Origin of the sequence: Kluyvera sichuanensis, from assembly GCF_040930405.1 — a bacterium.
GTDB lineage: Bacteria > Pseudomonadota > Gammaproteobacteria > Enterobacterales > Enterobacteriaceae > Kluyvera > Kluyvera sichuanensis.
In genome coordinates this window covers 3,964,990-3,988,001 of sequence record NZ_CP162271.1, presented here as the reverse complement: position 1 = coordinate 3,988,001, position 23,012 = coordinate 3,964,990, and the positions used below count along the sequence as shown (strand labels likewise).

Genomic DNA, 23,012 nt, shown 5'->3' with positions numbered 1-23,012 from the left:
TCAGACAATCTGTGTGAGCACTTCAAAGAACGTTTCTTTAAGGTAAGGAGGTGATCCAACCGCAGGTTCCCCTACGGTTACCTTGTTACGACTTCACCCCAGTCATGAATCACAAAGTGGTAAGCGCCCTCCCGAAGGTTAAGCTACCTACTTCTTTTGCAACCCACTCCCATGGTGTGACGGGCGGTGTGTACAAGGCCCGGGAACGTATTCACCGTAGCATTCTGATCTACGATTACTAGCGATTCCGACTTCATGGAGTCGAGTTGCAGACTCCAATCCGGACTACGACATACTTTATGAGGTCCGCTTGCTCTCGCGAGGTCGCTTCTCTTTGTATATGCCATTGTAGCACGTGTGTAGCCCTACTCGTAAGGGCCATGATGACTTGACGTCATCCCCACCTTCCTCCAGTTTATCACTGGCAGTCTCCTTTGAGTTCCCGGCCGAACCGCTGGCAACAAAGGATAAGGGTTGCGCTCGTTGCGGGACTTAACCCAACATTTCACAACACGAGCTGACGACAGCCATGCAGCACCTGTCTCAGAGTTCCCGAAGGCACCAAAGCATCTCTGCTAAGTTCTCTGGATGTCAAGAGTAGGTAAGGTTCTTCGCGTTGCATCGAATTAAACCACATGCTCCACCGCTTGTGCGGGCCCCCGTCAATTCATTTGAGTTTTAACCTTGCGGCCGTACTCCCCAGGCGGTCTATTTAACGCGTTAGCTCCGAAAGCCACTCCTCAAGGGAACAACCTTCAAATAGACATCGTTTACGGCGTGGACTACCAGGGTATCTAATCCTGTTTGCTCCCCACGCTTTCGCACCTGAGCGTCAGTCTTTGTCCAGGGGGCCGCCTTCGCCACCGGTATTCCTCCAGATCTCTACGCATTTCACCGCTACACCTGGAATTCTACCCCCCTCTACAAGACTCTAGCCTGCCAGTTTCGAATGCAGTTCCCAGGTTGAGCCCGGGGATTTCACATCCGACTTGACAGACCGCCTGCGTGCGCTTTACGCCCAGTAATTCCGATTAACGCTTGCACCCTCCGTATTACCGCGGCTGCTGGCACGGAGTTAGCCGGTGCTTCTTCTGCGAGTAACGTCAATCGCTAAGGTTATTAACCTTAACGCCTTCCTCCTCGCTGAAAGTACTTTACAACCCGAAGGCCTTCTTCATACACGCGGCATGGCTGCATCAGGCTTGCGCCCATTGTGCAATATTCCCCACTGCTGCCTCCCGTAGGAGTCTGGACCGTGTCTCAGTTCCAGTGTGGCTGGTCATCCTCTCAGACCAGCTAGGGATCGTCGCCTTGGTGAGCCATTACCTCACCAACTAGCTAATCCCATCTGGGCACATCCGATGGTGTGAGGCCCGAAGGTCCCCCACTTTGGTCTTGCGACGTTATGCGGTATTAGCTACCGTTTCCAGTAGTTATCCCCCTCCATCGGGCAGTTTCCCAGACATTACTCACCCGTCCGCCACTCGTCACCCAAGAGCAAGCTCTCTGTGCTACCGTTCGACTTGCATGTGTTAGGCCTGCCGCCAGCGTTCAATCTGAGCCATGATCAAACTCTTCAATTTAAGTTTGATGCTCGTGAATTAAACTTCGTAATGAATTACGTGTTCACTCAGAGACTTGGTATTCATTTATCGTCTTGCGACGTTAAGAATCCGTATCTTCGAGTGCCCACACAGATTGTCTGATAAATTGTTAAAGAGCAGTGCAACACGGCTTTCGCTCACTGTTGCGAGGTGGCGTATATTACGCTTTCCTCTTTCAGAGTCAAGCATTTAATTTCGCTTTTCTCTGTCGAGATTCTCAGGAGAACCTCGCTGACCCGGCGGCTTGTTTGCCGTTGTTCCGTCTCAGTGGGGCCGCATTATAGGGAGTAATTGAGATCCCGCAAGCATAATTCTGAAAAAACTTTTCGTTCGCTCAATTTCCAGGCAATGCGCCGAATTAGCACCCTATTTGCGCGAAAGTTGCGCGATTTCTTTGGCAAAACCGGCCACCTGCTCCCAGTCGGTATACACCACTTCTTTACTGGTATCCGTTTCACCACCGGTCATCTTCATAATGAGGCGAATCATCACGCGGTCAAACCAGCGGTAGCGAGGATATCTCAGTGCGCCTGCGAACACGCCACAGGCATCTGGCTGCCACGGAGAACGCAGCAGGAACTTGCGCGTGTAACTGTTGGTCTGCGGAGAACGCTTCTCTGGTTTACGCGCCACCAGGTTTACGGCGAAAAACGCACTCGGTATTGCCTGCAGCGCCGCAGTGTGTTTTTTAACAAAACGGTCGAGCGCAGGATGGAAATGACCGTAGCGAATCGAAGCGCCAATCACTACCCGGTCATACAGCTGCCAATCAATACTTTCCGTACGGTTCAGGTTCACCATCGCGGTATCAATCCCCTGCTCGCTCAGCTGCGAGCAGAGATAGGCTGCGATTTCACGCGTCTGCCCATCACGGGTAGAAAAAAGCATTAATGTTTTCAACGCTGACTCCTGTTATTCGCGCCAGAATGTTGGGGTAAACAGCACCAGCAGCGTAAAGACTTCAAGACGACCAAACAGCATGTTCGCAATCAGGATCCACTTCGCCACCGGATTCATGCTGGCAAAGTTATCCGCTACCACCCCCAGCCCAGGACCGAGGTTATTCAGCGTCGCCACGACGGAGGCGAACGCCGAGAAGTCATCCACGCCGGTGGCGATAATCGCCAGCATGCTGATAATGAAAACCAGCGCATAGGCGGAGAAGAACCCCCATACCGCTTCGAGAATACGTTCCGGCAGCGCGCGATTACCCAGCTTAATGCTGTAGACCGCATTCGGGTGAACAAGGCGCTTCAGCTCACGGTTCCCCTGCTTGAACAGCAGCAGAATACGAATGACCTTCAAGCCACCGCCCGTTGAACCCGCACAGCCACCGATGAAGGCCGAACATAAAAGAAGAACCGGCAGGAACAGCGGCCAGCGCGCAATGCTGTCGGTGGTGAAGCCCGCGGTCGTCGCCATCGAGACCACCTGGAAGAACGCCTGGTTCAGCGTCGTCACCGCCGAGCTATAGATGTCATGGAACCACAGCACCAGGGTACAGATAACCACCAGCGTCAACTGCACGCCAATAAACATACGGAATTCTGGGTCACGCCAGTACACCTTCAGGCTGCGCCCACTTAATAAAGAAAAGTGCAGGCCGTAGTTACAGCCGGAGATCAGCAGGAAGATAGCAATAATGGTGTTGATGGTGGGACTATTAAAGAAGCCAACGCTGGCATCGTGAGTGGAGAAGCCGCCGATGGCGATAGTCGCAAAGCTGTGTCCAATCGCATCGAACGCGGGCATTCCAGCAAACCACAGCGCCAGCGCGCAGGCTACCGTCAGCAGCACATAGATAAGCCACAGCGTTTTCGCCGTTTCGGCAATTCGCGGGCGCATCTTATTGTCTTTCAGCGGCCCAGGCATTTCTGCTCTATATAGCTGCATCCCGCCGACGCCAAGGATAGGCAGGATAGCTACCGCCAGCACAATGATCCCCATACCGCCGAACCACTGCAGCATCTGTCGATAGAAGAGGATAGCGTGAGGCAGTGAATCCAACCCCACCAGCGTAGTCGCCCCGGTGGTCGTTAAACCCGAGAACGATTCAAAGAACGCATCAGTAACCGTCAGGTTTGGCTGTTCGGAGAAGATAAACGGTAGCGCACCCACGCTGCCCAGCACCGTCCAGAACAGGACGACGATCAGGAAGCCCTCACGGGATTTCAGTTCACCCTTCTCCCGGCGGTTCGGCCACCACAGCAGCGAACCAATCACCAGCGCAACAAAAAAGGTTTGAGTAAATGCGCGCCCGGCGCCATCGCGGTAAATCAGAGCCACTAACCCCGGCAGGATCATTGTCCCCGAGAATAAGATGACCAGAAGTCCAACAATTCGAGTAATGGCACGAAAATGCATTTCCGGCGCGTCCTTTGATAATCAAAAAAGTCAGGAGGGGGATTATTCGTCAATCGCTAACAATTGCAATGAACCACGACTAAAATCCGCCAGTCTTGCGGAAAAATCATGCACTTTTGCCTGCGGAAGCGCGATACGGAGTTGAACCGACGCCTGATAATCGCTGGCAACAATCTGCCCGGCATATTGCCCAACCAACGATTCGATACCCGCGAGCTGCCCGTATTCACATAACAGAGTATATTCGGTTAACGGCGTTTTGATCTGCGTTGTCAGCAGATTGAGCGCCTGCTGTACGCCGCCACCGTAGGCTTTTACCAGCCCGCCAGTGCCTAACAAGATGCCGCCGTAGTAGCGAACCACTACGGCGGTAATTTCACCGACGCCACTGCCCATCAGCTGAGCCAGCATCGGCTTACCGGCCGTTCCCGCCGGTTCACCATCGTCTGAGAAGCCAAGCTGCTGCGAGTCATCCGGCCTGCCCGCGACCCACGCCACGCAGTGGTGGCGGGCATCCGGGTGATCGGCGCGAACCGACTCAACGAACGCTTTCGCCGCCGCTACCCCGTCGGTATGCGCCAACAGGGTGATAAAACGGCTCTTCTTTATCTCTTCAACGAAGGTGACCGGCTCGGCCGGTATTCGCCAGCTTTCCATTACGCCAGTTTCAGGTCACGCGTCATGTTTTCGATATTGTTCTCGTGGATAACCACGTTATCTTCAATACGAATACCGCCAAACGGCTTCAGCGCTTCAATTTTCTGCCAGTTGAAGTGCTTGCTGAACTGACCTTCACGCCACGGCGCGAGCAGAGACTCAATAAAGTAGATGCCCGGTTCGATGGTCAACACCATGCCCGGTTGCAGCACGCGAGTGCAGCGCAGGTACGGGTATTTAGACGGTGCGGCCAGATGCGTGCCGGTGTCATCCTGCATAAAGCCGGCAACGTCATGCACCTGCAGGCCCAGCGGGTGACCAATACCGTGCGGCATAAACGGCCCGGTCAGATCATTGTCGACCATCGCCTCTTCGCTCATGTCAGTCACGATCTGATGCTTACGCAGCAGTTTGGCAATACGCTGATGGAACTGGATGTGGTAATCCACGTAGCTGGTGCCCGCCTTCATGGTGGCAATCAGCGCCAGCTGTTCGGTATTCACGTCTTTAATGAGCTGCGCAAAGTCGTTGTCGCCGTTTGCCGCCCAGGTACGGGTGAGGTCAGCGGCATAGCCGTTATACTCTGCTCCAGCATCCAGCAGGAAACTGCGGATTTCCGACGGTGCACGGTGATCCAGCTTGGTGTAGTGCAGCACGGACGCGTGCTCATTCAGCGCCACGATATTGCCGTAAGGCACATCGGTATCGCGATGACCGGTGGCTGTCAGGTAAGCCTGGTTAATATCAAACTCGCTCATGCCGGAACGGAAGGCTTCTTCCGCCGCACGATGGCCGTTCACTGCCATCTTCTGCGCTTCGCGCATACAGGCCAGCTCGTAATCGGTTTTATAGGCGCGATAGTAGTGCAGGTAGTCAATCACCCCTTTCGGGTTGATGTTGTTCGCGGCAATGCCTAAGCCCAGCGCACGCTCCGGAACCGGACCAATATAGCCAATGTTGCCGCGCGCAACGGGCAGTTGGCTGCCAATGCCATCTGCTTTTGGCAGCGCAATGACTTCAACGTCTTCCGTCCAGAATGAGGTCGGCAGCGGCTCAACGTTGTGCCAGTAGTCCACCGGCAGATAGAACCACAGCTTAGGTTTGTTGACGCCATCTACCAGCAGCCAGCAGTTTGGCACCTGAGTAACCGGCACCCAAGCTTTGAACTGCGGGTTGACCTTGAATGGGTACGCGTGGTCATCCAGAAAAACATTCATCAGCTCGCCAGAGTGGATAAGCAGCGCATCAAGCTTGAAACGGTCGAGTGCGTTGCGTGCCCGCTCTTGTAAGGTAACAATATGATTTTTATAGAGTGCGGCCAGTGATTCCATTATTTACCCTTCTGATTTTTTTACCCTTTAGTCACCGCATATTAGCACACCTCTCCCACCCTGCGTGATTTCCGCCGGACGTGATCCGACCAGCAAATATTTAAAGTCTTATTTGCATTTATTTAACACAAAATACACACTCCTGATTATCTGGTATGACCAGATCACTTTGCTGGATTCAGGAGACTGACATGCTCTACAAAGGCGACACCCTGTACCTCAACTGGCTAGAAGATGGCATTGCCGAACTGGTGTTCGATGCCCCTGGCTCAGTTAACAAATTAGATACCGCAACCGTAGCCAGCCTCGGCCAGGCGCTCGACGTCCTCGAAAAACAAAAAGAGCTGAAGGGGCTGCTGCTGCGCTCTGAAAAGGCGGCCTTTATTGTCGGCGCGGATATCACCGAATTCCTTTCGCTGTTCCTGGTGCCAGAAGAACAGTTCAGCCAGTGGCTGCACTTCGCCAACAGCGTCTTCAACCGTCTGGAAGATTTACCGGTCCCCACCATTTCTGCCGTCAACGGCTATGCGCTGGGCGGTGGCTGCGAATGCGTGCTGGCCACCGACTACCGTCTGGCGACGCCGGATCTGCGCATCGGCCTGCCGGAAACCAAGCTGGGCATCATGCCAGGCTTCGGCGGCTCCGTTCGTATGCCGCGTCTGCTGGGTGCCGATAGCGCGCTGGAAATCATCGCCGCCGGTAAAGATGTCGGTGCCGATCAAGCGCTGAAAATTGGCCTGGTCGACGGTGTTGTTAAGCAGGAAAAACTGGTCGATGGCGCGCTGGCGGTACTGCGTCAGGCGATTAACGGCGACCTCGACTGGAAAGCCAAGCGTCAGCCGAAGCTTGAGCCGCTGAAGCTCAGCAAGATTGAAGCCACCATGAGCTTCTCTATCGCGAAAGCGATGGTGATGCAGACGGCGGGCAAACACTACCCGGCGCCGATCACGGCGGTGAAAACGATTGAAGCCGCAGCGCGCTTTGGGCGCGAAGAAGCCCTCAATCTGGAAAACAAAAGCTTTGTTCCACTGGCCCACTCCAATGAAGCCCGTGCGCTGGTCGGTATTTTCCTCAACGACCAATATGTAAAAGGTCAGGCTAAGAAACTGACCAAACACATCGAACCGCCAAAACAGGCCGCCGTACTTGGTGCGGGCATCATGGGTGGCGGGATCGCTTACCAGTCCGCCTGGAAAGGCGTGCCGGTGATTATGAAGGATATAAATGAAAAGTCGCTGACCCTCGGCATGACCGAAGCCAGCAAGCTGCTCAACAAGCAGCTTGAGCGCGGCAAAATCAACGGTCTGAAGCTGGCAAGCGTCATTTCAACCATTCAGCCGACGCTGGAGTACACCGGTTTCGACCGTGTTGATGTGGTCGTTGAAGCCGTCGTGGAAAACCCGAAGGTGAAAAAAGCAGTACTGGCAGAAACCGAGCAGAAAGTACGCCCGGATACCGTGCTGGCGTCTAACACCTCGACCATTCCCATCGGTGAACTGGCCGATGCGCTGGAGCGCCCGGAAAACTTCTGCGGCATGCACTTCTTCAACCCGGTGCACCGTATGCCGCTGGTCGAAATCATTCGCGGTAAGAAAACCTCGGAAAGCACCATTGCGAAAGTGGTCGCCTGGGCAAGCCAGATGGGCAAAACGCCTATCGTGGTGAACGACTGCCCTGGCTTCTTCGTTAACCGCGTGCTGTTCCCATACTTTGCCGGCTTCAGCCAGTTGCTGCGCGACGGCGCGGACTTCCGCAAGGTTGATAAGGTAATGGAGAAACAGTTCGGTTGGCCAATGGGCCCAGCTTACCTGCTCGACGTAGTGGGTATTGATACCGCACACCACGCACAGGCGGTCATGGCCGCCGGTTTCCCGCAGCGTATGCAGAAAGATTATCGCGACGCTATCGATGCGCTGTTCGACGCAAGCCGCTATGGTCAGAAAAATGGCCTGGGCTTCTGGCGTTATAAAGAAGACAGCAAGGGCAAGCCGAAGAAAGAAGAAGATTCAGCGGTCGATAGCCTGCTGGCAGACGTTAGCCAGCCGAAGCGCGATTTCAGCGACGACGAGATTATTGCCCGTATGATGATCCCGATGGTCAACGAAGTGGTGCGCTGCCTGGAAGAAGGTATCATCGCCAGCCCGGCAGAAGCCGATATGGCGCTGGTCTACGGCCTGGGCTTCCCTCCGTTCCACGGCGGCGCGTTCCGCTGGCTGGATACGCTCGGCAGCGCGAAGTACCTCGATATGGCGCAGCAGTACCAGCACCTCGGCCCGTTGTATGAAGTCCCGGCCGGCCTGCGCGACAAAGCGCGCCATAACGACGCGTATTATCCACCGGTTGAGCCAGCCCGCCCGGCTGGTGAGCTGAAGACGGCTTAAGGAGTCACGATGGAACAGGTTGTTATTGTTGATGCAATTCGTACCCCGATGGGCCGTTCCAAAGGCGGTGCGTTCCGTAACGTGCGCGCTGAGGATCTCTCCGCGCACCTGATGCGTAGTCTGCTGGCGCGTAACCCCGCGCTGGAAGCGGCGGCCATTGACGACATCTACTGGGGCTGCGTACAGCAGACGCTGGAACAAGGCTTTAACATCGCCCGTAACGCATCGCTGCTGGCGGAAATTCCCCATTCCGTACCGGCAGTCACTGTGAACCGTCTGTGTGGTTCTTCCATGCAGGCGCTGCACGATGCGGCCCGTATGATCATGACCGGCGACGCGCAGGTCTGTCTGGTAGGCGGCGTGGAACACATGGGCCACGTGCCGATGAGCCACGGCGTCGATTTCCATCCGGGCATGAGCCGTAACGTGGCGAAAGCCGCGGGTATGATGGGCCTGACGGCAGAAATGCTCTCCCGTATGCACGGCATCAGCCGTGAAATGCAGGATGCGTTTGCTGCCCGCTCCCACGCTCGTGCCTGGGCCGCCACGCAGTCGGGTGCCTTTAAGAATGAAATCATTCCGACCGGCGGCCACGATGCAGATGGCGTACTGAAGCAGTTTAACTATGACGAGGTGATTCGTCCGGAGACCACTGTTGAAGCGCTCTCCACGCTGAAACCGGCCTTCGACCCGGTGACGGGTACGGTAACCGCAGGCACCTCTTCCGCCCTCTCCGACGGCGCTTCCGCCATGCTGGTGATGAGCGAAAGCCGCGCTCGCGAGCTGGGTTTAACGCCACGCGCGCGTATTCGTTCGATGGCGGTGGTCGGCTGCGACCCGTCGATTATGGGTTACGGCCCGGTTCCAGCCTCGAAGCTGGCGCTGAAGAAAGCCGGTCTGACCGCGAACGATATTGACCTGTTTGAGATGAACGAAGCGTTTGCCGCACAGATCCTGCCTTGCATTAAAGATCTGGGGCTGATGGAGCAGATCGACCAGAAGATCAATCTGAACGGCGGCGCGATCGCGCTGGGCCACCCGCTCGGGTGCTCCGGTACGCGTATCAGCACCACCCTGCTGAACCTGATGGAGCGCAAAGATGTCCAGTTTGGTCTGGCAACCATGTGCATCGGTTTAGGCCAGGGCATCGCGACGGTTATCGAGCGCGTATAAAAAACGCGCCCCGAAAGTCGGGGCGCGCAGTATATCGTTATTGTCGGCCGGGCAAGCACAACGCCCCCGGCAACCATACCGGGAAGCCACACACCGCGTTTTATCCAGCATGCAACCACAACAAAGTTTAGTTGCCGTTCTTCCCGCCTGTCAGGGGCGGGTTTTTTACTTTACCGAACTGCTACGCACCACCAGTTTCACCGGCAGGAACAGATTTTCAGCCGCTTTCTCCTCTAGCAGCAAACGCAACGCTTCACGCCCCAACTGCTGCTTATCAACCGCAATGGTCGTCAACGGCGGCTGCGACCAGGCAGCAGCCTCAATATCATCAAAACCGACCAGAGCAATATCTTCCGGGATACGGAGACCACGCTCAGCACAGACCCGCTCCACCACCAGCGCAGCGGCATCATTATAGGTAAATATCGCGTCCGGCGGTTCGGGCAGAGCGAGCAGTTCATTCACCGCCTCAACCAGGGATTGTTCAGTATCCAGCAGCGGAGGCGCTATCGCTTCATACTCAGGTGGCATTAATAAACGCGCTTCATATAATGCCTGCCGGTAACCTTTTTCACGTTGCCGAATACTGTAATGAGCAAGCGTGCTAGCCAGAAATGCAATGCGGCGACGTCCCTGGTCAATCAGGTGTTTGGTCGCCAGATAGCCTCCCTGGGCGTTATCCGGATTCACACATGGCAAGCCCGGTGCCCATAAATCCACGAGAACCAACGGCAGCCTCATTTGCTGAATCAACGCGAGGAGTTCTGGCTCAAAAAAGCCCGCACAAATCAATGCGTCCGGTTGATGAACTCTAATCTGCTCGCTGACCGCATCGCCGGGGCCAATAGAGAGGAAGCTCAGCGCAATGCCCTGTTCACGGCACAAATCTTCTATGCCCAACAAAAGCTGCGAGTAAAAAGGTAGCGCCCGGCTGATATTGTGCTGACGATGCAGCAGGAACAGCACTCGTTTAAGTTTTTCACTTCGAAGGCGAGCAAAATCGTAGCCCTTTTGTTCTGCCACCGAAATAATGCGCAACCGCGTGTCTTCACGCAGTCCGGGCTGCCCTTTAAGCGCCCGAGAGACCGCTCCAACTGAGACACCACAGGCCTCGGCAATATCTCTAACCCGCACTGGTTTCGTCATTTAGCTCTCGTTCATTATCCATCGTTTAAGGCAATCCAGACGCCCTGTCAGCAACACCAACCAATTCTAACCGTTTCATCATTTATGGAACACCCGCATCGGCCAGAGCGTGGTTCAGCTAAAGGTTGTCTAACGTGAATTCTTTATCAGCATAGAACCACTTGCATTGTTTACTAAACTATAAAAATAACTGTCATAAACACCGCAATATTGCTCGATTGAATGCATGATAAAGCAAGAATGAAAGCATGATCACAAAAAATTACATAGTTTAATAAAAATAGCGACATCGTTCACAGTCACCTATTTACAAGCTATACAGCTGTTCAATTAGTCATCAGGATAAAGACAACACCTCTTGTTTAGTAAAAGGTAATTAAATGGAACAGTTTGATGTCGTGGTTGTGGGTGGCGGTTTTTCTGGCAGCATCGCGGCAATCGCCTCGGCACGTTGTCAGGCGAAAACGGCTATCGTTGAAGCCAGCGCTTGCCTGGGGGGATCCCTCACCACCAATGGCGTAAACCCTATGATGACATTTCACGCCGGTGAAAAGCAGGTTATCAAGGGGATCACAGAAGAACTCATCGCCCGCCTGAAAGCGCAGGGGAAATCGCCGGGGCATGTACGCGATCCTGGACACTTCACCACGACATACACGCCGTTCGACGCGGAAGCCATGAAGCATGAGCTCGAATTGATGCTGCTGGAAGCTGGCGGTACCGTGCTCTATCACGCCTCATTAGCCAACGTGACGCATAACAATCGGAAAATCGAAAGTATCACCGTCTGCACCCGTTCCGGCCTGATGACGCTTGATGCAAAAGTGTTTATTGATGCAAGTGGTGATGCCGTCCTGGCCGCAGCGGCAGGGATCCCACTGATCAAAGGGCGCGAATCAGATGGGAAATCGCAGCCGATGACAATGACCCTGAAAATGGCCAATGTTGATCGCGAAAAACTGCGCACCTGGATGCTGGAGCATATTGATGAGCTCAACAATCACTATCAGGCTGAAGATGTCAGAATCGCTGAACGACTGGCCTGTCACGGCTTTATCCGCGAACTGGCGGAGGCCAAAGCCGCAGGCGAAATAACCATTCCACGCGAAGACGTACTGTTCTTTGAAACCAATAACCCAGGCGAGTTTATTTTCAACACCAGCCGCATTCTCGATCACGATGCGATGGATCCATGGAGCCTTAGCCACGCGGAATTTGTCGGGCGCCAGCAATGCCGCGAACTAGAAAGCTTCGCCAGACGCATTATTCCCGGTTTTGAACAGGCTATCGTTGTTTCGACTGGCCCGTCGGTGGGCGTGCGCAGCTCCTGCCAGATCAAGGGGTGCTATCGCCTCACCGCCGACGACCTGTTAAAGCAAACGCACTTTACCGATACCATTGCCATTTCAGGCTATCCCATTGATATACACAGCCCTGATGGCGAAGGCACGGAGCATGGCACCCTGCCGTTCGGCGGGATGTATGGCATTCCATGGCGGACGCTGATCGCCACGGAAACCGATAACGTCATCGTCGTAGGGCGCTGTATCTCCGCTACATTCGAGGCGCAGGCGGCCATCCGCACCACGCCAACCGTCGGCGCTATCGGGCAGGCAGGTGGCATTGCCGCTGCATTGGCCGCCAGCGAGAAAATCAGCGTACATCAGGTATCCATTGCGCAGTTGCAGGATGCCATTCGTCAGCAACAGGGTTATCTCGACTTCTGAGGAATTTACATGGATATGCTACACATCATCAGGATCTGCGCGATTCTGGTTATCTTCCTGCTCTTTTCGGGCCTTATGATGACCCGAAAAATGCCCGCCATTCTGGCCTTACCCGTGATGGCAATATTGATGCCGCTGGTTGCTGGCGTACCGATTTTTAGCGAAGACAAGTCAACCTTCACCATTGCGAACAACGTGTTAACGCAGGGATCGCTCCGCCTGGGGGCGACAATCGTCGCGCTGATTTTTGGGGCATGGTTTGGCGAGGTGTTGAAAAAGGTCGGTGTCACTGAAGCGTTGGTACGCAAGGCCGCAGAGCTTTCTGGCGATAAACCGCTAACGATGGCAATTGTCTTTTTCATTATCGGCACGGTGATCTTCTCCTCCAGCGATGGCCTTGGCATGGTCATTTTAGTCGGCAGCATTATTATCCCCATCCTGCTGACCGCCGGGCTTTCGCCACTGACCAGCTGTATTGTTTTGCTGGCCTGCCATGCGCTGGGTAGCCTGTTTGCGGTCAGCGGCTGGGCGCTTATGCACGATCTGTACGGTATTCCGGTCGCCGACATGGCACGCTATGCGACAATATTCGCAATCCCGGCAGCCGTTATCTACATCACCATGGTCGTGTGGATGGTGAAGCGTGACGTCGTCGTCCGTAAGGCCTGGTCGATGCCGGTGGCGGACAACCTCAACAAACGTAAACAGGTTAATTCTCTCGCGCTCATTTCTCCGCTGGTACCGGTCATCATCATTTTCGCTTTTAAAATCGAGGTGGTTCCAGCCATCGTGCTGAGTCTGGTGATTTGCCTGCTGCTGGCTATGCCGAAACGTCCCACCCACGTACTGGTCAGCAGCCTGGTGGAGGGTATTCAGAATGTCGCCGGTGCGATTGGTCTGATGGTCGGCATTGGCATTTTACTCAATGCGGTCACGGCGCCGCAGGTCAGCATGGTGTTAAAACCGTTAATTGAGTCAATCATTCCCGGCTCGCCGCTCACCTATATTTTATTCTTCTCAATTCTGAGCCCGCTTGCGCTGTATCGTGGCCCGCTAAACAGCTACGGCCTTGGCAGCGGACTGGGGGTCTTAATGCTGGGCGGCGGCCTCTCTCCGCTGGCGACTATGCTGGCGCTGCGTTCTGCATCGCTGGTGCAGGGTCTGTCAGATCCCACCAATACCCATAACGTATGGTCATCGGATTTCGCAAAGGTCGATGTAAATGAAATCCTGCGTAAAACCTTGCCGTGGGCGATGGTGGCAGTGCTGGTTTCCATGTTAATGGCAGGCTACATCGCCTTTTAAAGCAAGGAGCAATTATGACAGGCAAAACGTATCGTATCGGGATAGATGTCGGCGGCACCTTCACCGACGCCGCCATCATTGATAACGACAGTTTCGAACTGGTGGCGAAAAAGAAAATTCCCACCACCCACCATCATCCTAATGGTGTAGCCCACGGCATCATCACCATTATTCACCAGGTGCTGGACGAGAACGGCATTTCGCCGCAGCAGGTGAGTTTTATTGCTCATGGCACCACTCAGGCAACCAACGCATTGCTGGAAGGTGACGTGGCAAAAGTGGGCATCATCGCCATGGGGAGCGGCCTGGAAGGAAAAAGCGCGCGTAAAGAAGCCTGTATTGATGATATTCCGCTGGCAGACGGTAAATTCCTCCATACCTTTAATACCTTTCTGGATACCCGCCAGCTCAGTGATGATGTCATTCGTGCCGCAATCAATACGCTGCGCGAACAGGGTGCAGAGGTGATTGTAGCATCCGAAGCCTATAGCGTTGATGACCCAACCAACGAGCTACGGGTCATGGGAATAGCCGATGAGGTGGGATTGTGCGCGACGGGTGGTCACGAGATCACTCAACTGTATGGCCTGAAGACCCGCACCCGTACGGCAGTAGTGAATGCCAGCCTGATCCCCCGCATGCTGGAAACCGCCAACATGACAGAACAGGCAATTAAGGACGCAGGTATTACGTCGCAGTTGATGATCATGCGCTGTGATGGCGGAGTCATGAGCATTGACGAAGTACGAAAACGCCCCATTCTCACCATGCTGTCCGGGCTGGCTGCAGGCGTGGCAGGAGCACTGATGTATGAGAAAGTTTCCGACGGAATTTTCTTTGAGGTTGGCGGCACCAGCATTGATATTTCGGTCATTAAAAACGGCAAGGTCATGATCCAGAATGCGCAGGTAGGCGGACATCGTACCTATTTGCGCTCCCTTGACGTCCGTACGCTAGCCGTCGCAGGCGGCAGCATGATGATGGTTGAAAACGGCAAAATCACCATGACCGGCCCGCGTAGCGCCCATATCGCAGGCTGCGAATATGAGTGTTTTATTCCCGAATCCGCTTTCGGCGACCATCCGGAATTGACGTTTATCAGCCCGCGACCTGGCGATCCGCAGACCTATGCAGTGGTAACCGGCGCGGCGGGAAAACGCTATGCGCTTACTCTGGCTGGCGCCGCCAATTTACTGGGATACGTACCGGCAGACGACTACGCGGCAGGCAATCTCAACAGCGCACGCCTCGCCTGGCAACTGCTGGGCGTTCATCTTGGCTGTAGTGCCGAAGAGGCCGCACGGCAGGCGCTGGATATCGCCATTGATAAAGTGATGGTCGTGGTCAATGAAATGATTGCCGAATACAAACTGGAGCGGCACTTCATCACCCTCGTAGGAGGCGGCGGAAGCGGCTGTATCCTGGTACCGGCGATGGCCGAAAAAGCGGCCATGAAATACAAAAATGCCAACAATGCGCCGTACATTTCAACCATTGGCGTCGGGATGGCGATGGTGCGCGAAATGATTGAAAAGAGTGTTGTTAACCCAGGCGAAACAGAGATCAAAATGATCCGCGCCGAAATTATGGAGCGCATCGTCCGTTCCGGAGCGAACGAAGCCACCGTTGATATCAACATCGAGATTGATAAACAGAAAAACGTGCTGCGCGCAATTGCTACCGGTGCGACGGAACTACGGCAGAAAGAGAGTATTAACGATACCTTACCGTTAGCGCAGTTACAGCAGATTGCCGCCGAATCGGTTAATTTGACGCAAACCGTCACGCAACGCGCTTGCCAGACCGGGCGTTGGCATCTGTTTGAAGGTATCAGTGAGCAAAAGCGCTTCTTCGGGTTACTCAAAAAACAGCAGCGCCGCCTGAGTATGCTGGATCGCGAAGGAGTGGTGAGACTGAAAAAAGAGAACGCCAACTGGTTAGTTTGCAGCCGTCAGGAAATGAACTCACGATTTGCCGATTTTCTTGACGATAACACGCGTTACTCCGAAGCCAACGCGGCGATACCGAAAACTTTTCTTTTCTGGAAAGAGAAAATGCTCGATCTCACCGGCACCCAAACGAAAGAACAGATGCTGTCGATTATTGAAATGGAGCTGGATGTGGTCGAACCCGAGCAGGACGTTATCGCCATCGCCTGGCAGTAAGGAGTGGAAATGGAACGCGATGAATTGAACCGGATGCTGGCCTGGCTGGACCTGCGAAACGATGCGGTATTTAACAAAATTCCACCAGACCGTTATCGCTATTATCTCGACAATGCTCTGGCGGTAGGCGCTGCAGCCGCACAGGAATTTGCCGGGCAATCTATTCGCACTCTCTATCAGCAACACGATATCGACATCCAGTTTGATAGGGGCGACGGTCTGTTCTTCACCGTCCAGTTTCGCGCCCAATTTGAATTCAGCGAAAAGAAAGCAATTCGTCGTGTCACACTGTATCAGCCCTCGCTGGAGAGTTTGCAGGCTAGCAGCGGGCTACCGCTCGAGAAAATCATCGACATCCACCTGGCGCACGAGTTTTTCCATTTTCTCGAATACAGCCGTAAGCAACCCGTGGGGGAAACGCTCGAAAAAGTGTGCAATGTTGCGTTGGGTCCGTTACGCCGTTATTCCACCGTGGCCGCAACCTCAGAAATCGCGGCCCATCATTTTTGCCAGTTACTGAACGACCTGCCGTTTTATCCGACCTATTATGATTTTCAGTGGTTGGTGGAAAGCGGTAAACAAACTCGACAACAGCGGGATGCGTTGTTCGCCGTCTCGCTGCAAGAAATACAGCAGAGCGTCTGATGCGACAATTTACACAGCAAGAACAAGCAACGCTGATTCAGCGCGCCCGTCAGCAGCCGAGCATTATCCAGCGCCTGATCGCTGATAACGACGTAGTACTGAATCATCCACTCTGCGTCCCACAAACCGGCATTGCCACTTGGGGACACTATTATTTCTGCCCAGAGCATGGCGTAAGACTGCAATGGGAGCGTTACAGCCCCCAGGCCCATCAATGCCCGGTTGATAAGCATATATTCGTCGGCGAGCCCTACAACGGCGCATGGTGGCGTATGATGAATGGCCATAATTGCCGCGCCAGCTATCAGCTCGGGCTATTATGGCTGCTCACTCAGGAAGCGCATTACGCGCAGCGTGTACGCCAAATTTTACTCGCTTATGCCCGCTATTACCCTACTTATGAAGTTCATGGCGGCATTCCCTGCAATGGGCCGGGTAAAATGAACGTCCAGACACTTTGCGAGGCCAATTGCCTTCTGGAACTGGCAAAAGGATACGATCTAATCCGTGCAACGCTCACTCGCCGACAGCAGCGCTTTATTGAATCACGCCTGTTGCGGCCGGGTGCAGAGTTCTTGTGTCAACATCGGGAAAACCAACTGCACAATCACGAAGTGAAAGTAAACACCACCATCGCAGTACTTGGGCTGTTACTGGGGGATACGTCTCTGGTGGATTTCGCAGTGAATGAACCGTATGGTTTACGTTGGCAGTTACAGCAGGGTTTATACACGGAGGGGCTGTGGTTTGAAGGCTCGGCCCATTATCACTTCTACGTTCTACAAGGTTATTTTGACTGGGAAAAATTCGCTCGTGGTACCGACTGGAGCCTGATAGCGGAAGGGCTGTATGAGCGCATGCTCGACTTCCCCCTTAACCTGCTAACCCCCGATGGCACATTCCCGTTCATTAACGATGCGGTAAGCGGGCAAAATACGCTGCATCATACTGACATTTATGAATTTGCCTTTAAACACTACCATAAGCCGGCTTACGCCGCTGCCCTTAAGCACATTTATCAACACCAGTTGCGTGATAACCTCGATGCCTTTCTGTATGGCGTCGACAATTTGCCTGAGGCTGTCGCGCTGCCCAGCGAAAATGTGGTCCATGCACCAGACAGTGGGTTGACGTTAATACGCCAACCCGTACACAACCACGCGTTACTGGTTAAGTACATGCCCTTCAGCGGCGAGCACGACCACCATGACTATCTGGCGGTGACGCTGTGGATGAAAGGCCATGCGGTACTGCCGGATCTGGGTACCACCGGTTATGGCGCAGACCTGCACCGTGACTATTACAAAAATAGCGCCACGCATAACACCCTGAGCGTAAATCTGACAAACGCCCCACCGGCGCGCCCTCAAACGCGATGGATTCACCGCACACCAGACACCCTCCACCTGGCCTGTTATGTTGACTGGTATAACAAAATCCCCCCGTTACCGAGTTTTTCTTTAACGGAGTGGGATGATGCAGTCTGGCGAGATATCGCTTTTCATCGCCATCTCATCATTTATGACGGCCTGATTTTTGATATTGCCCGCATAAGTAACCCACATCGGCAAGCGCTGTACTGGACGCTGCACGTCGATGGTACACGAAACTCAGCGTATCAAGGGCGTGCTGCCCACCTCGGTGGCCCACTAACACGCTTGAAGAATGTGGTTTGCTCACCGCTCACGGGAACAATCACCCGCCACTATGACACTCCAGTTGGCGGGTTCACGCTCTGGCTAGCAGGTCAGGGAACATTGTATGAAGGAGATGGACCCGCTAATCCGGCGATTGGCGATTTGCGCTACCTGGTCAACCACAGTGACGTTCCGTATATGGATATCGTCGGCTGCTATTGCCTTGATTCGCAGGCTGAAATAGAAGAGTTTTCCGTGCGGTGGGAAGAGGCATGCTGCGAAATAGCATATCAACGTTGCGGTCAGCGGCAATCACTGACCGTCAACGTCTAAACGCGCCGGTACAAACCGGCGCACTACGCTAATCAGATAAAGGCAAACGCATCGCCGAACAGACGATCTTCACGCGCCTGACGTTCGTTGCAGAACAGATCACGGGCAATCTTCGCCATTTCAAAACGACCGGCGATATAAATATCGTGGTTCGACAGCGTACCGTAATCCTGCAGCACCGCCGTCAGCACGGTACCAGAGCGCCCGCGCCAATCCTCTTCCGGTTGCTCAACGACCGGCACCACACGCAGATTCGGGTGATTCACCGACAGCGCTTCCAGCTCAGAGAGATCGTACAGATGCTTCTCTTCACGGCCGCCCCAGTAAATCGCCACTTCGCGGTTCGGGTTTTGCGCCAGTGCGGTCAGCAGGATAGAACGGACGTAAGAGAACCCGGTACCGCCAGCAATCAGCACTAACGGACGATCGTCTTCTTCACGCAACCAGGCTTCGCCGTGCGGGATATCGACAACCACTTCACGTTCTTTGAGGATACGATCCATCACCGCCATGGCGTACAGATTCAGCTCTGACGCGCCAATATGCAGCTCAATAAACGCCTTTTCATCCGGCGTAGAGGCCATGGAGAACGGACGTTTGTCGCGCTCATCCATCACCACCATCAGGTACTGCCCGGCACGAAATGAGAAGTCAGCTTCGGGTACTAAACGAACGCGATATACCGTATCGGTAATGGCGTCCACCGAGGTCACTTTACAGCTTAAGGTTGTCATGCGCTCCCTCTGTCGGGTCTTTTCCTCATCACACTTCACGCTGCGGATGCGTTGTCCGCGGCGTGGAGGACTCAAAGGATATCATTATCATTTATCGTCGGAGAAAATGGCCAGCTCGTCCCAGATTTCATCGATACGCGCCGTAACGGCGGGATCTTTCCTGATAGGACGGCCCCATTCGCGCTGGGTTTCCCCAGGCCATTTATTGGTGGCATCCAGGCCCATTTTCGACCCCAGGCCAGAAACCGGCGAGGCGAAATCCAGATAATCAATCGGCGTGTTCTCGACCAGAACCGTATCCCGTGCGGGATCCATTCGGGTGGTAATCGCCCATATCACATCGTTCCAGTCGCGTGCGTTGACGTCATCATCGCAGACAATCACGAATTTTGTGTACATAAACTGGCGTAAAAACGACCATACGCCCATCATTACGCGTTTTGCATGCCCCGCATACTGTTTTTTCATGGTGACGACGGCCAGGCGATAGGAACACCCTTCCGGCGGCAGGTAGAAATCAACAATCTCCGGGAACTGTTTTTGCAGGATAGGCACGAAGACTTCGTTCAGCGCCACGCCCAGCACCGCCGGCTCATCCGGCGGACGGCCGGTATAGGTGGAGTGATAAATAGCATCTTCACGCTGGGTAATATGCGTGACGGTAAAGACCGGGAAGCTATCCACTTCGTTGTAATAGCCGGTATGGTCGCCGTACGGGCCTTCCGGCGCCATCTCGCCAATCTCAATATACCCTTCCAGCACGATTTCCGCGCTGGCAGGCACTTCCAGATCGTTGGATATACACTTCACCACTTCCGTTTTGGTACCGCGCAGTAGGCCCGCGAAAGCATACTCGGAAAGCGTATCCGGCACCGGCGTCACCGCACCTAGAATGGTCGCCGGGTCGGCCCCAAGGGCAACGGATACCGGGAAGCGTTCACCCGGATGCGCCGCGCACCACTCCTGGAAATCCAGCGCGCCGCCGCGATGCGACAGCCAGCGCATAATCAGTTTGTTTTTGCCAATCACCTGCTGGCGATAGATGCCCAGATTCTGCCGCTCTTTATGCGGGCCACGAGTCACCGTCAGACCCCAGGTGATCAGCGGTGCGGCATCTTCCGGCCAGCAGGTCATCACCGGAATGCGGGACAAATCAACGTCATCACCGGAGATAACTTTTTGCTGACAAGGGGCGCCACGCAGGCGTTTGGTCGGCATGTTCAGCACCTGCTTAAACTGCGGCAGTTTATCGAACAGATCGCGAAAACCTTTTGGCGGTTCAGGTTCTTTCAAAAAGGCTAAGAGTTTACCCACTTCACGCAGTGCGCTGACATCTTCCTGCCCCATCCCCATCGCAACGCGCTTGGGCGTACCGAACAGGTTGCAGAGCACCGGCATGTCATAACCTTTAGGATTTTCAAACAGCAGCGCGGGGCCACCGGCACGCAGCGTGCGGTCGGCAATTTCGGTAATTTCCAGATGGGGATCAACCGGGAGGCTAATGCGCTTTAATTCGCCCTGCTGTTCAAGTAATGTCAGAAAGTCGCGTAGGTCATGGTATTTCATGGGGTAATTCTTGGCCTCCTGGTAAGCGCCCTAGTATACGGCGAATGGTCCTGTGATGCTGTATTTTTGTTAAATTAGCGTAAATTTAAGCAGCGACATTCAACATCGCGCTTTAGCCCTACTTTTGTTATGCTTGCGCGCTAAACTTCGGGAAGAGTCATTATGCAAGCCTGGTATTTACTGTATTGCAAGCGTGGGCAGCTTCAGCGTGCTCAGGAACATCTGGAACGGCAGGCCGTCAATTGCCTGACGCCAATGATTACGCTTGAGAAAATGGTGCGCGGGAAGCGTACGTCGGTCAGTGAACCTCTGTTCCCGAACTACCTGTTCGTCGAGTTTGATCCTGAAGTTATCCATACGACAACCATCAACGCCACTCGCGGCGTCAGCCACTTTGTTCGTTTTGGTACGCAGCCGGCGACGGTATCACCTGAGGTGATTCACCAGCTATCCATCTACCAACCTGACGATATTACCGACCCAGAAACGCCGTACCCAGGCGACAGCGTCGTCATTACCGAAGGGGCGTTCGAGGGACTTCAGGCTATCTTTTCCGAACCGGACGGAGAAGCGCGCTCCATGCTGCTGCTTAACCTGCTAAACAAACAAATTAAGCAGAGCGTCAAAAACACCGACTTCCGCAAAGCCTAAGCTAAAAGTGGATATTAAACAGCCGTCTGGCGTTATTGTCTGTGACGGCTTCCAGCCATTGCACCTCTTCACCCCGCCAACCGGCAACTCGTTCAAGAATATGCGTCACATAAGCCGGTTCATTGCGTCTTGATGCAGGCTTCGGGGTCATATCGCGCGGTAACAGATACGGCGCATCCGTCTCCAGCAGTAGCCTATCCGCCGGGATCATCGGCAGCAGCTCACGCAGCTCCAGCCCACGACGTTCATCACATACCCAGCCGGTAATACCAATCGACAATCCGCGATCGAGACACGCCTGCGCCTCATCCCGCGTTCCGGTAAAGCAGTGCAGCACAGCGCCAGGTAAATGGTCGAGCCACGGCTCCAGCAGGGTGAGAAAACGGTCATGCGCATCGCGGCAGTGCAGGAACACCGGCATTCCGAGCTCGGAAGCCATCGCCAGCTGTGCGGTAAACGCCGCTTCCTGTTCAGCCGGGGTAGAGAAGTTACGATTAAAATCGAGGCCACACTCGCCCACCGCCACTACCTCCGGCTTATTAACCAGCGTATAGATAGCCTCTGCCACTTCTGACGACCAGCTACTGGCGTCATGCGGATGTACACCGGCGGTGGACCAGCAGCAATCGAAGCGTTCAGCCAGCTGTTGCGCCGCTTTGCTTTCATGAAGGTTGGTGCCAGTTAACAGCATACCGTGTACACCGGCGGCGCGAGCGCGTGCCACCACGTCATCACGGTCGCGAGCAAACTGCGAACTGGTCAGATTGACCCCAATGTCAAACATCATCACTCCCATATGACAACCGCCCTGGCGGGCGGTTGGTGATTATTCTTCAGTTTGTTCTTCTTCCGCGTCTTCATCACGCGTGAGTCGCTTCCCAGCGTAGAAGCGAGAGAAGAAGACCCCCACCTCAAACAAACAGTACATCGGAATCGCCAGCAGCGTTTGCGAGAACACATCCGGCGGGGTCAGCAACATGCCAACAACGAATGCGCCAACCAGCACGTACGGACGCTTTTTACGCAGGTCGTCAGGCGTGGTTACGCCCACCCAGCACAGCAGCACGATCGCCACCGGCACCTCAAACGACACGCCGAACGCAATAAACAGTGACATGACGAAATCGAGGTAGCTTTTAATATCGGTCGAGACCAGCACCCCTTCCGGCGCGGTATGCGTCAGGAAGCCAAATGCCAGCGGGAACACCACAAAGTAGGCGAACGCCATGCCGATATAGAACAGCAGCGTACTGGAGACCAGCAGCGGTACCACCAGGCGGCGCTCATGTTTGTACAGCGCAGGCGCAACGAACGCCCATACCTGGTAGAGAATGACCGGTGCGGAAAGGATCAGCGAGACCATAAAGGTCAGCTTAATCGGCGTGAAGAACGGTGACGCCACGTCGGTGGCAATCATCGTCGCGCCGGCCGGCATCTGCTTGATCAGCGGGGCGGAGACCATCTGATAGATGTCATTGGCGAAGTAGACCAACGCCAGGAAAATCACGATGACCGCAATGATGCAGTTGAGCAGGCGTTTACGCAGCTCAATCAAATGAGCGATCAGCGGTTGAGTATCTTCTACGCTCATAT

General features: G+C 54.4%; 17 protein-coding genes and 1 rRNA gene. 8 read left to right on the top strand and 10 right to left on the bottom strand.

The annotated features are described in order from the left end of the window. Positions 1 to 43 precede the first annotated feature (43 nt). The 5 genes from AB2B48_RS19155 to pepQ all read right to left on the bottom strand — a co-directional run bounded on the left by AB2B48_RS19155 (position 44) and on the right by pepQ (position 5,956). Positions 44 to 1,583: ribosomal RNA gene (locus AB2B48_RS19155) — 16S ribosomal RNA — on the bottom strand. Positions 1,584 to 1,970: 387 nt separating this feature from the next. Next, entirely contained in the window at positions 1,971 to 2,504 is a 534-nt protein-coding gene (gene hemG, locus AB2B48_RS19150; RefSeq protein ID WP_185669735.1) for a menaquinone-dependent protoporphyrinogen IX dehydrogenase, read from the bottom strand. 12 nt (positions 2,505 to 2,516) lie between these two features. Continuing rightward, positions 2,517 to 3,968, bottom strand: coding sequence for a Trk system potassium transporter TrkH (trkH, locus tag AB2B48_RS19145; RefSeq protein ID WP_185669736.1), 1,452 nt, complete (start codon positions 3,966 to 3,968; stop codon positions 2,517 to 2,519). A gap of 42 nt (positions 3,969 to 4,010) precedes the next feature. Continuing rightward, entirely contained in the window at positions 4,011 to 4,625 is a 615-nt protein-coding gene (locus AB2B48_RS19140) for an IMPACT family protein (protein WP_220439433.1), read from the bottom strand. Further along, positions 4,625 to 5,956: a Xaa-Pro dipeptidase gene (pepQ, locus tag AB2B48_RS19135; RefSeq protein ID WP_368299864.1), complete on the bottom strand. Its 1,332-nt coding sequence runs from the start codon at positions 5,954 to 5,956 to the stop codon at positions 4,625 to 4,627. The genes AB2B48_RS19140 and pepQ overlap by 1 nt, the downstream gene beginning before the upstream one ends. A gap of 191 nt (positions 5,957 to 6,147) precedes the next feature. On the opposite strand from pepQ, the gene fadB reads away from it, so the two are divergent. Beyond that, complete coding sequence (fadB, locus tag AB2B48_RS19130; RefSeq protein ID WP_368299863.1) at positions 6,148 to 8,337, top strand: fatty acid oxidation complex subunit alpha FadB; 2,190 nt, start codon at positions 6,148 to 6,150, stop codon at positions 8,335 to 8,337. Positions 8,338 to 8,346: 9 nt separating this feature from the next. Next, positions 8,347 to 9,510, top strand: a complete 1,164-nt coding sequence (gene fadA / locus AB2B48_RS19125) for an acetyl-CoA C-acyltransferase FadA (RefSeq protein WP_035894432.1) — start codon at positions 8,347 to 8,349, stop codon at positions 9,508 to 9,510. 165 nt (positions 9,511 to 9,675) lie between these two features. Here fadA and AB2B48_RS19120 read toward each other — a convergent pair whose 3' ends face one another. Next, a complete protein-coding gene (locus AB2B48_RS19120) occupies positions 9,676 to 10,656 on the bottom strand; it encodes a LacI family DNA-binding transcriptional regulator (protein WP_368299862.1) in 981 nt (326 codons plus the stop codon). Positions 10,657 to 11,036: 380 nt separating this feature from the next. Between AB2B48_RS19120 and AB2B48_RS19115 the strand changes: the two genes are divergently transcribed. Genes AB2B48_RS19115 through AB2B48_RS19095 form a run of 5 tightly spaced genes read left to right on the top strand, consistent with a single transcriptional unit; the run spans position 11,037 to position 18,468 of the window. Continuing rightward, positions 11,037 to 12,383 (top strand): FAD-dependent oxidoreductase, encoded by a 1,347-nt coding sequence (locus AB2B48_RS19115; protein ID WP_368299861.1) that lies wholly within the window; start codon positions 11,037 to 11,039, stop codon positions 12,381 to 12,383. A gap of 9 nt (positions 12,384 to 12,392) precedes the next feature. Continuing rightward, positions 12,393 to 13,688, top strand: a complete 1,296-nt coding sequence (locus AB2B48_RS19110; protein ID WP_368299860.1) for a Na+/H+ antiporter NhaC family protein — start codon at positions 12,393 to 12,395, stop codon at positions 13,686 to 13,688. A 14-nt stretch (positions 13,689 to 13,702) separates the two neighbouring features. After that, positions 13,703 to 15,853, top strand: coding sequence for a hydantoinase/oxoprolinase family protein (locus AB2B48_RS19105; protein ID WP_368299859.1), 2,151 nt, complete (start codon positions 13,703 to 13,705; stop codon positions 15,851 to 15,853). 9 nt (positions 15,854 to 15,862) lie between these two features. Next, positions 15,863 to 16,498, top strand: a complete 636-nt coding sequence (locus tag AB2B48_RS19100; RefSeq protein ID WP_368299858.1) for a hypothetical protein — start codon at positions 15,863 to 15,865, stop codon at positions 16,496 to 16,498. Continuing rightward, positions 16,498 to 18,468, top strand: coding sequence for a heparinase II/III domain-containing protein (locus AB2B48_RS19095; protein ID WP_368299857.1), 1,971 nt, complete (start codon positions 16,498 to 16,500; stop codon positions 18,466 to 18,468). The genes AB2B48_RS19100 and AB2B48_RS19095 overlap by 1 nt, the downstream gene beginning before the upstream one ends. A 32-nt stretch (positions 18,469 to 18,500) precedes the next feature. Here the strand turns inward: AB2B48_RS19095 and fre are convergent, their stop codons facing one another. Beyond that, entirely contained in the window at positions 18,501 to 19,202 is a 702-nt protein-coding gene (fre, locus tag AB2B48_RS19090; RefSeq protein ID WP_185669741.1) for an NAD(P)H-flavin reductase, read from the bottom strand. An 87-nt stretch (positions 19,203 to 19,289) separates the two neighbouring features. Continuing rightward, positions 19,290 to 20,768 carry a 4-hydroxy-3-polyprenylbenzoate decarboxylase gene (gene ubiD / locus AB2B48_RS19085; protein ID WP_220439435.1) on the bottom strand — a complete coding sequence of 493 codons (1,479 nt, stop codon included), beginning with the start codon at positions 20,766 to 20,768 and terminating at the stop codon, positions 19,290 to 19,292. Between the two features lie 162 nt (positions 20,769 to 20,930). Between ubiD and rfaH the strand changes: the two genes are divergently transcribed. Continuing rightward, on the top strand, positions 20,931 to 21,419 hold the full coding sequence (rfaH, locus tag AB2B48_RS19080) for a transcription/translation regulatory transformer protein RfaH (protein ID WP_185669743.1): 489 nt from the start codon (positions 20,931 to 20,933) through the stop codon (positions 21,417 to 21,419). Position 21,420: 1 nt separating this feature from the next. Here rfaH and tatD read toward each other — a convergent pair whose 3' ends face one another. Both tatD and tatC read right to left on the bottom strand, forming a co-directional pair. Further along, a complete protein-coding gene (gene tatD / locus AB2B48_RS19075; protein WP_185669744.1) occupies positions 21,421 to 22,215 on the bottom strand; it encodes a 3'-5' ssDNA/RNA exonuclease TatD in 795 nt (264 codons plus the stop codon). Between the two features lie 30 nt (positions 22,216 to 22,245). Further along, positions 22,246 to 23,010, bottom strand: coding sequence for a Sec-independent protein translocase subunit TatC (gene tatC, locus AB2B48_RS19070; protein WP_185669745.1), 765 nt, complete (start codon positions 23,008 to 23,010; stop codon positions 22,246 to 22,248). Positions 23,011 to 23,012: the final 2 nt, after the last annotated feature.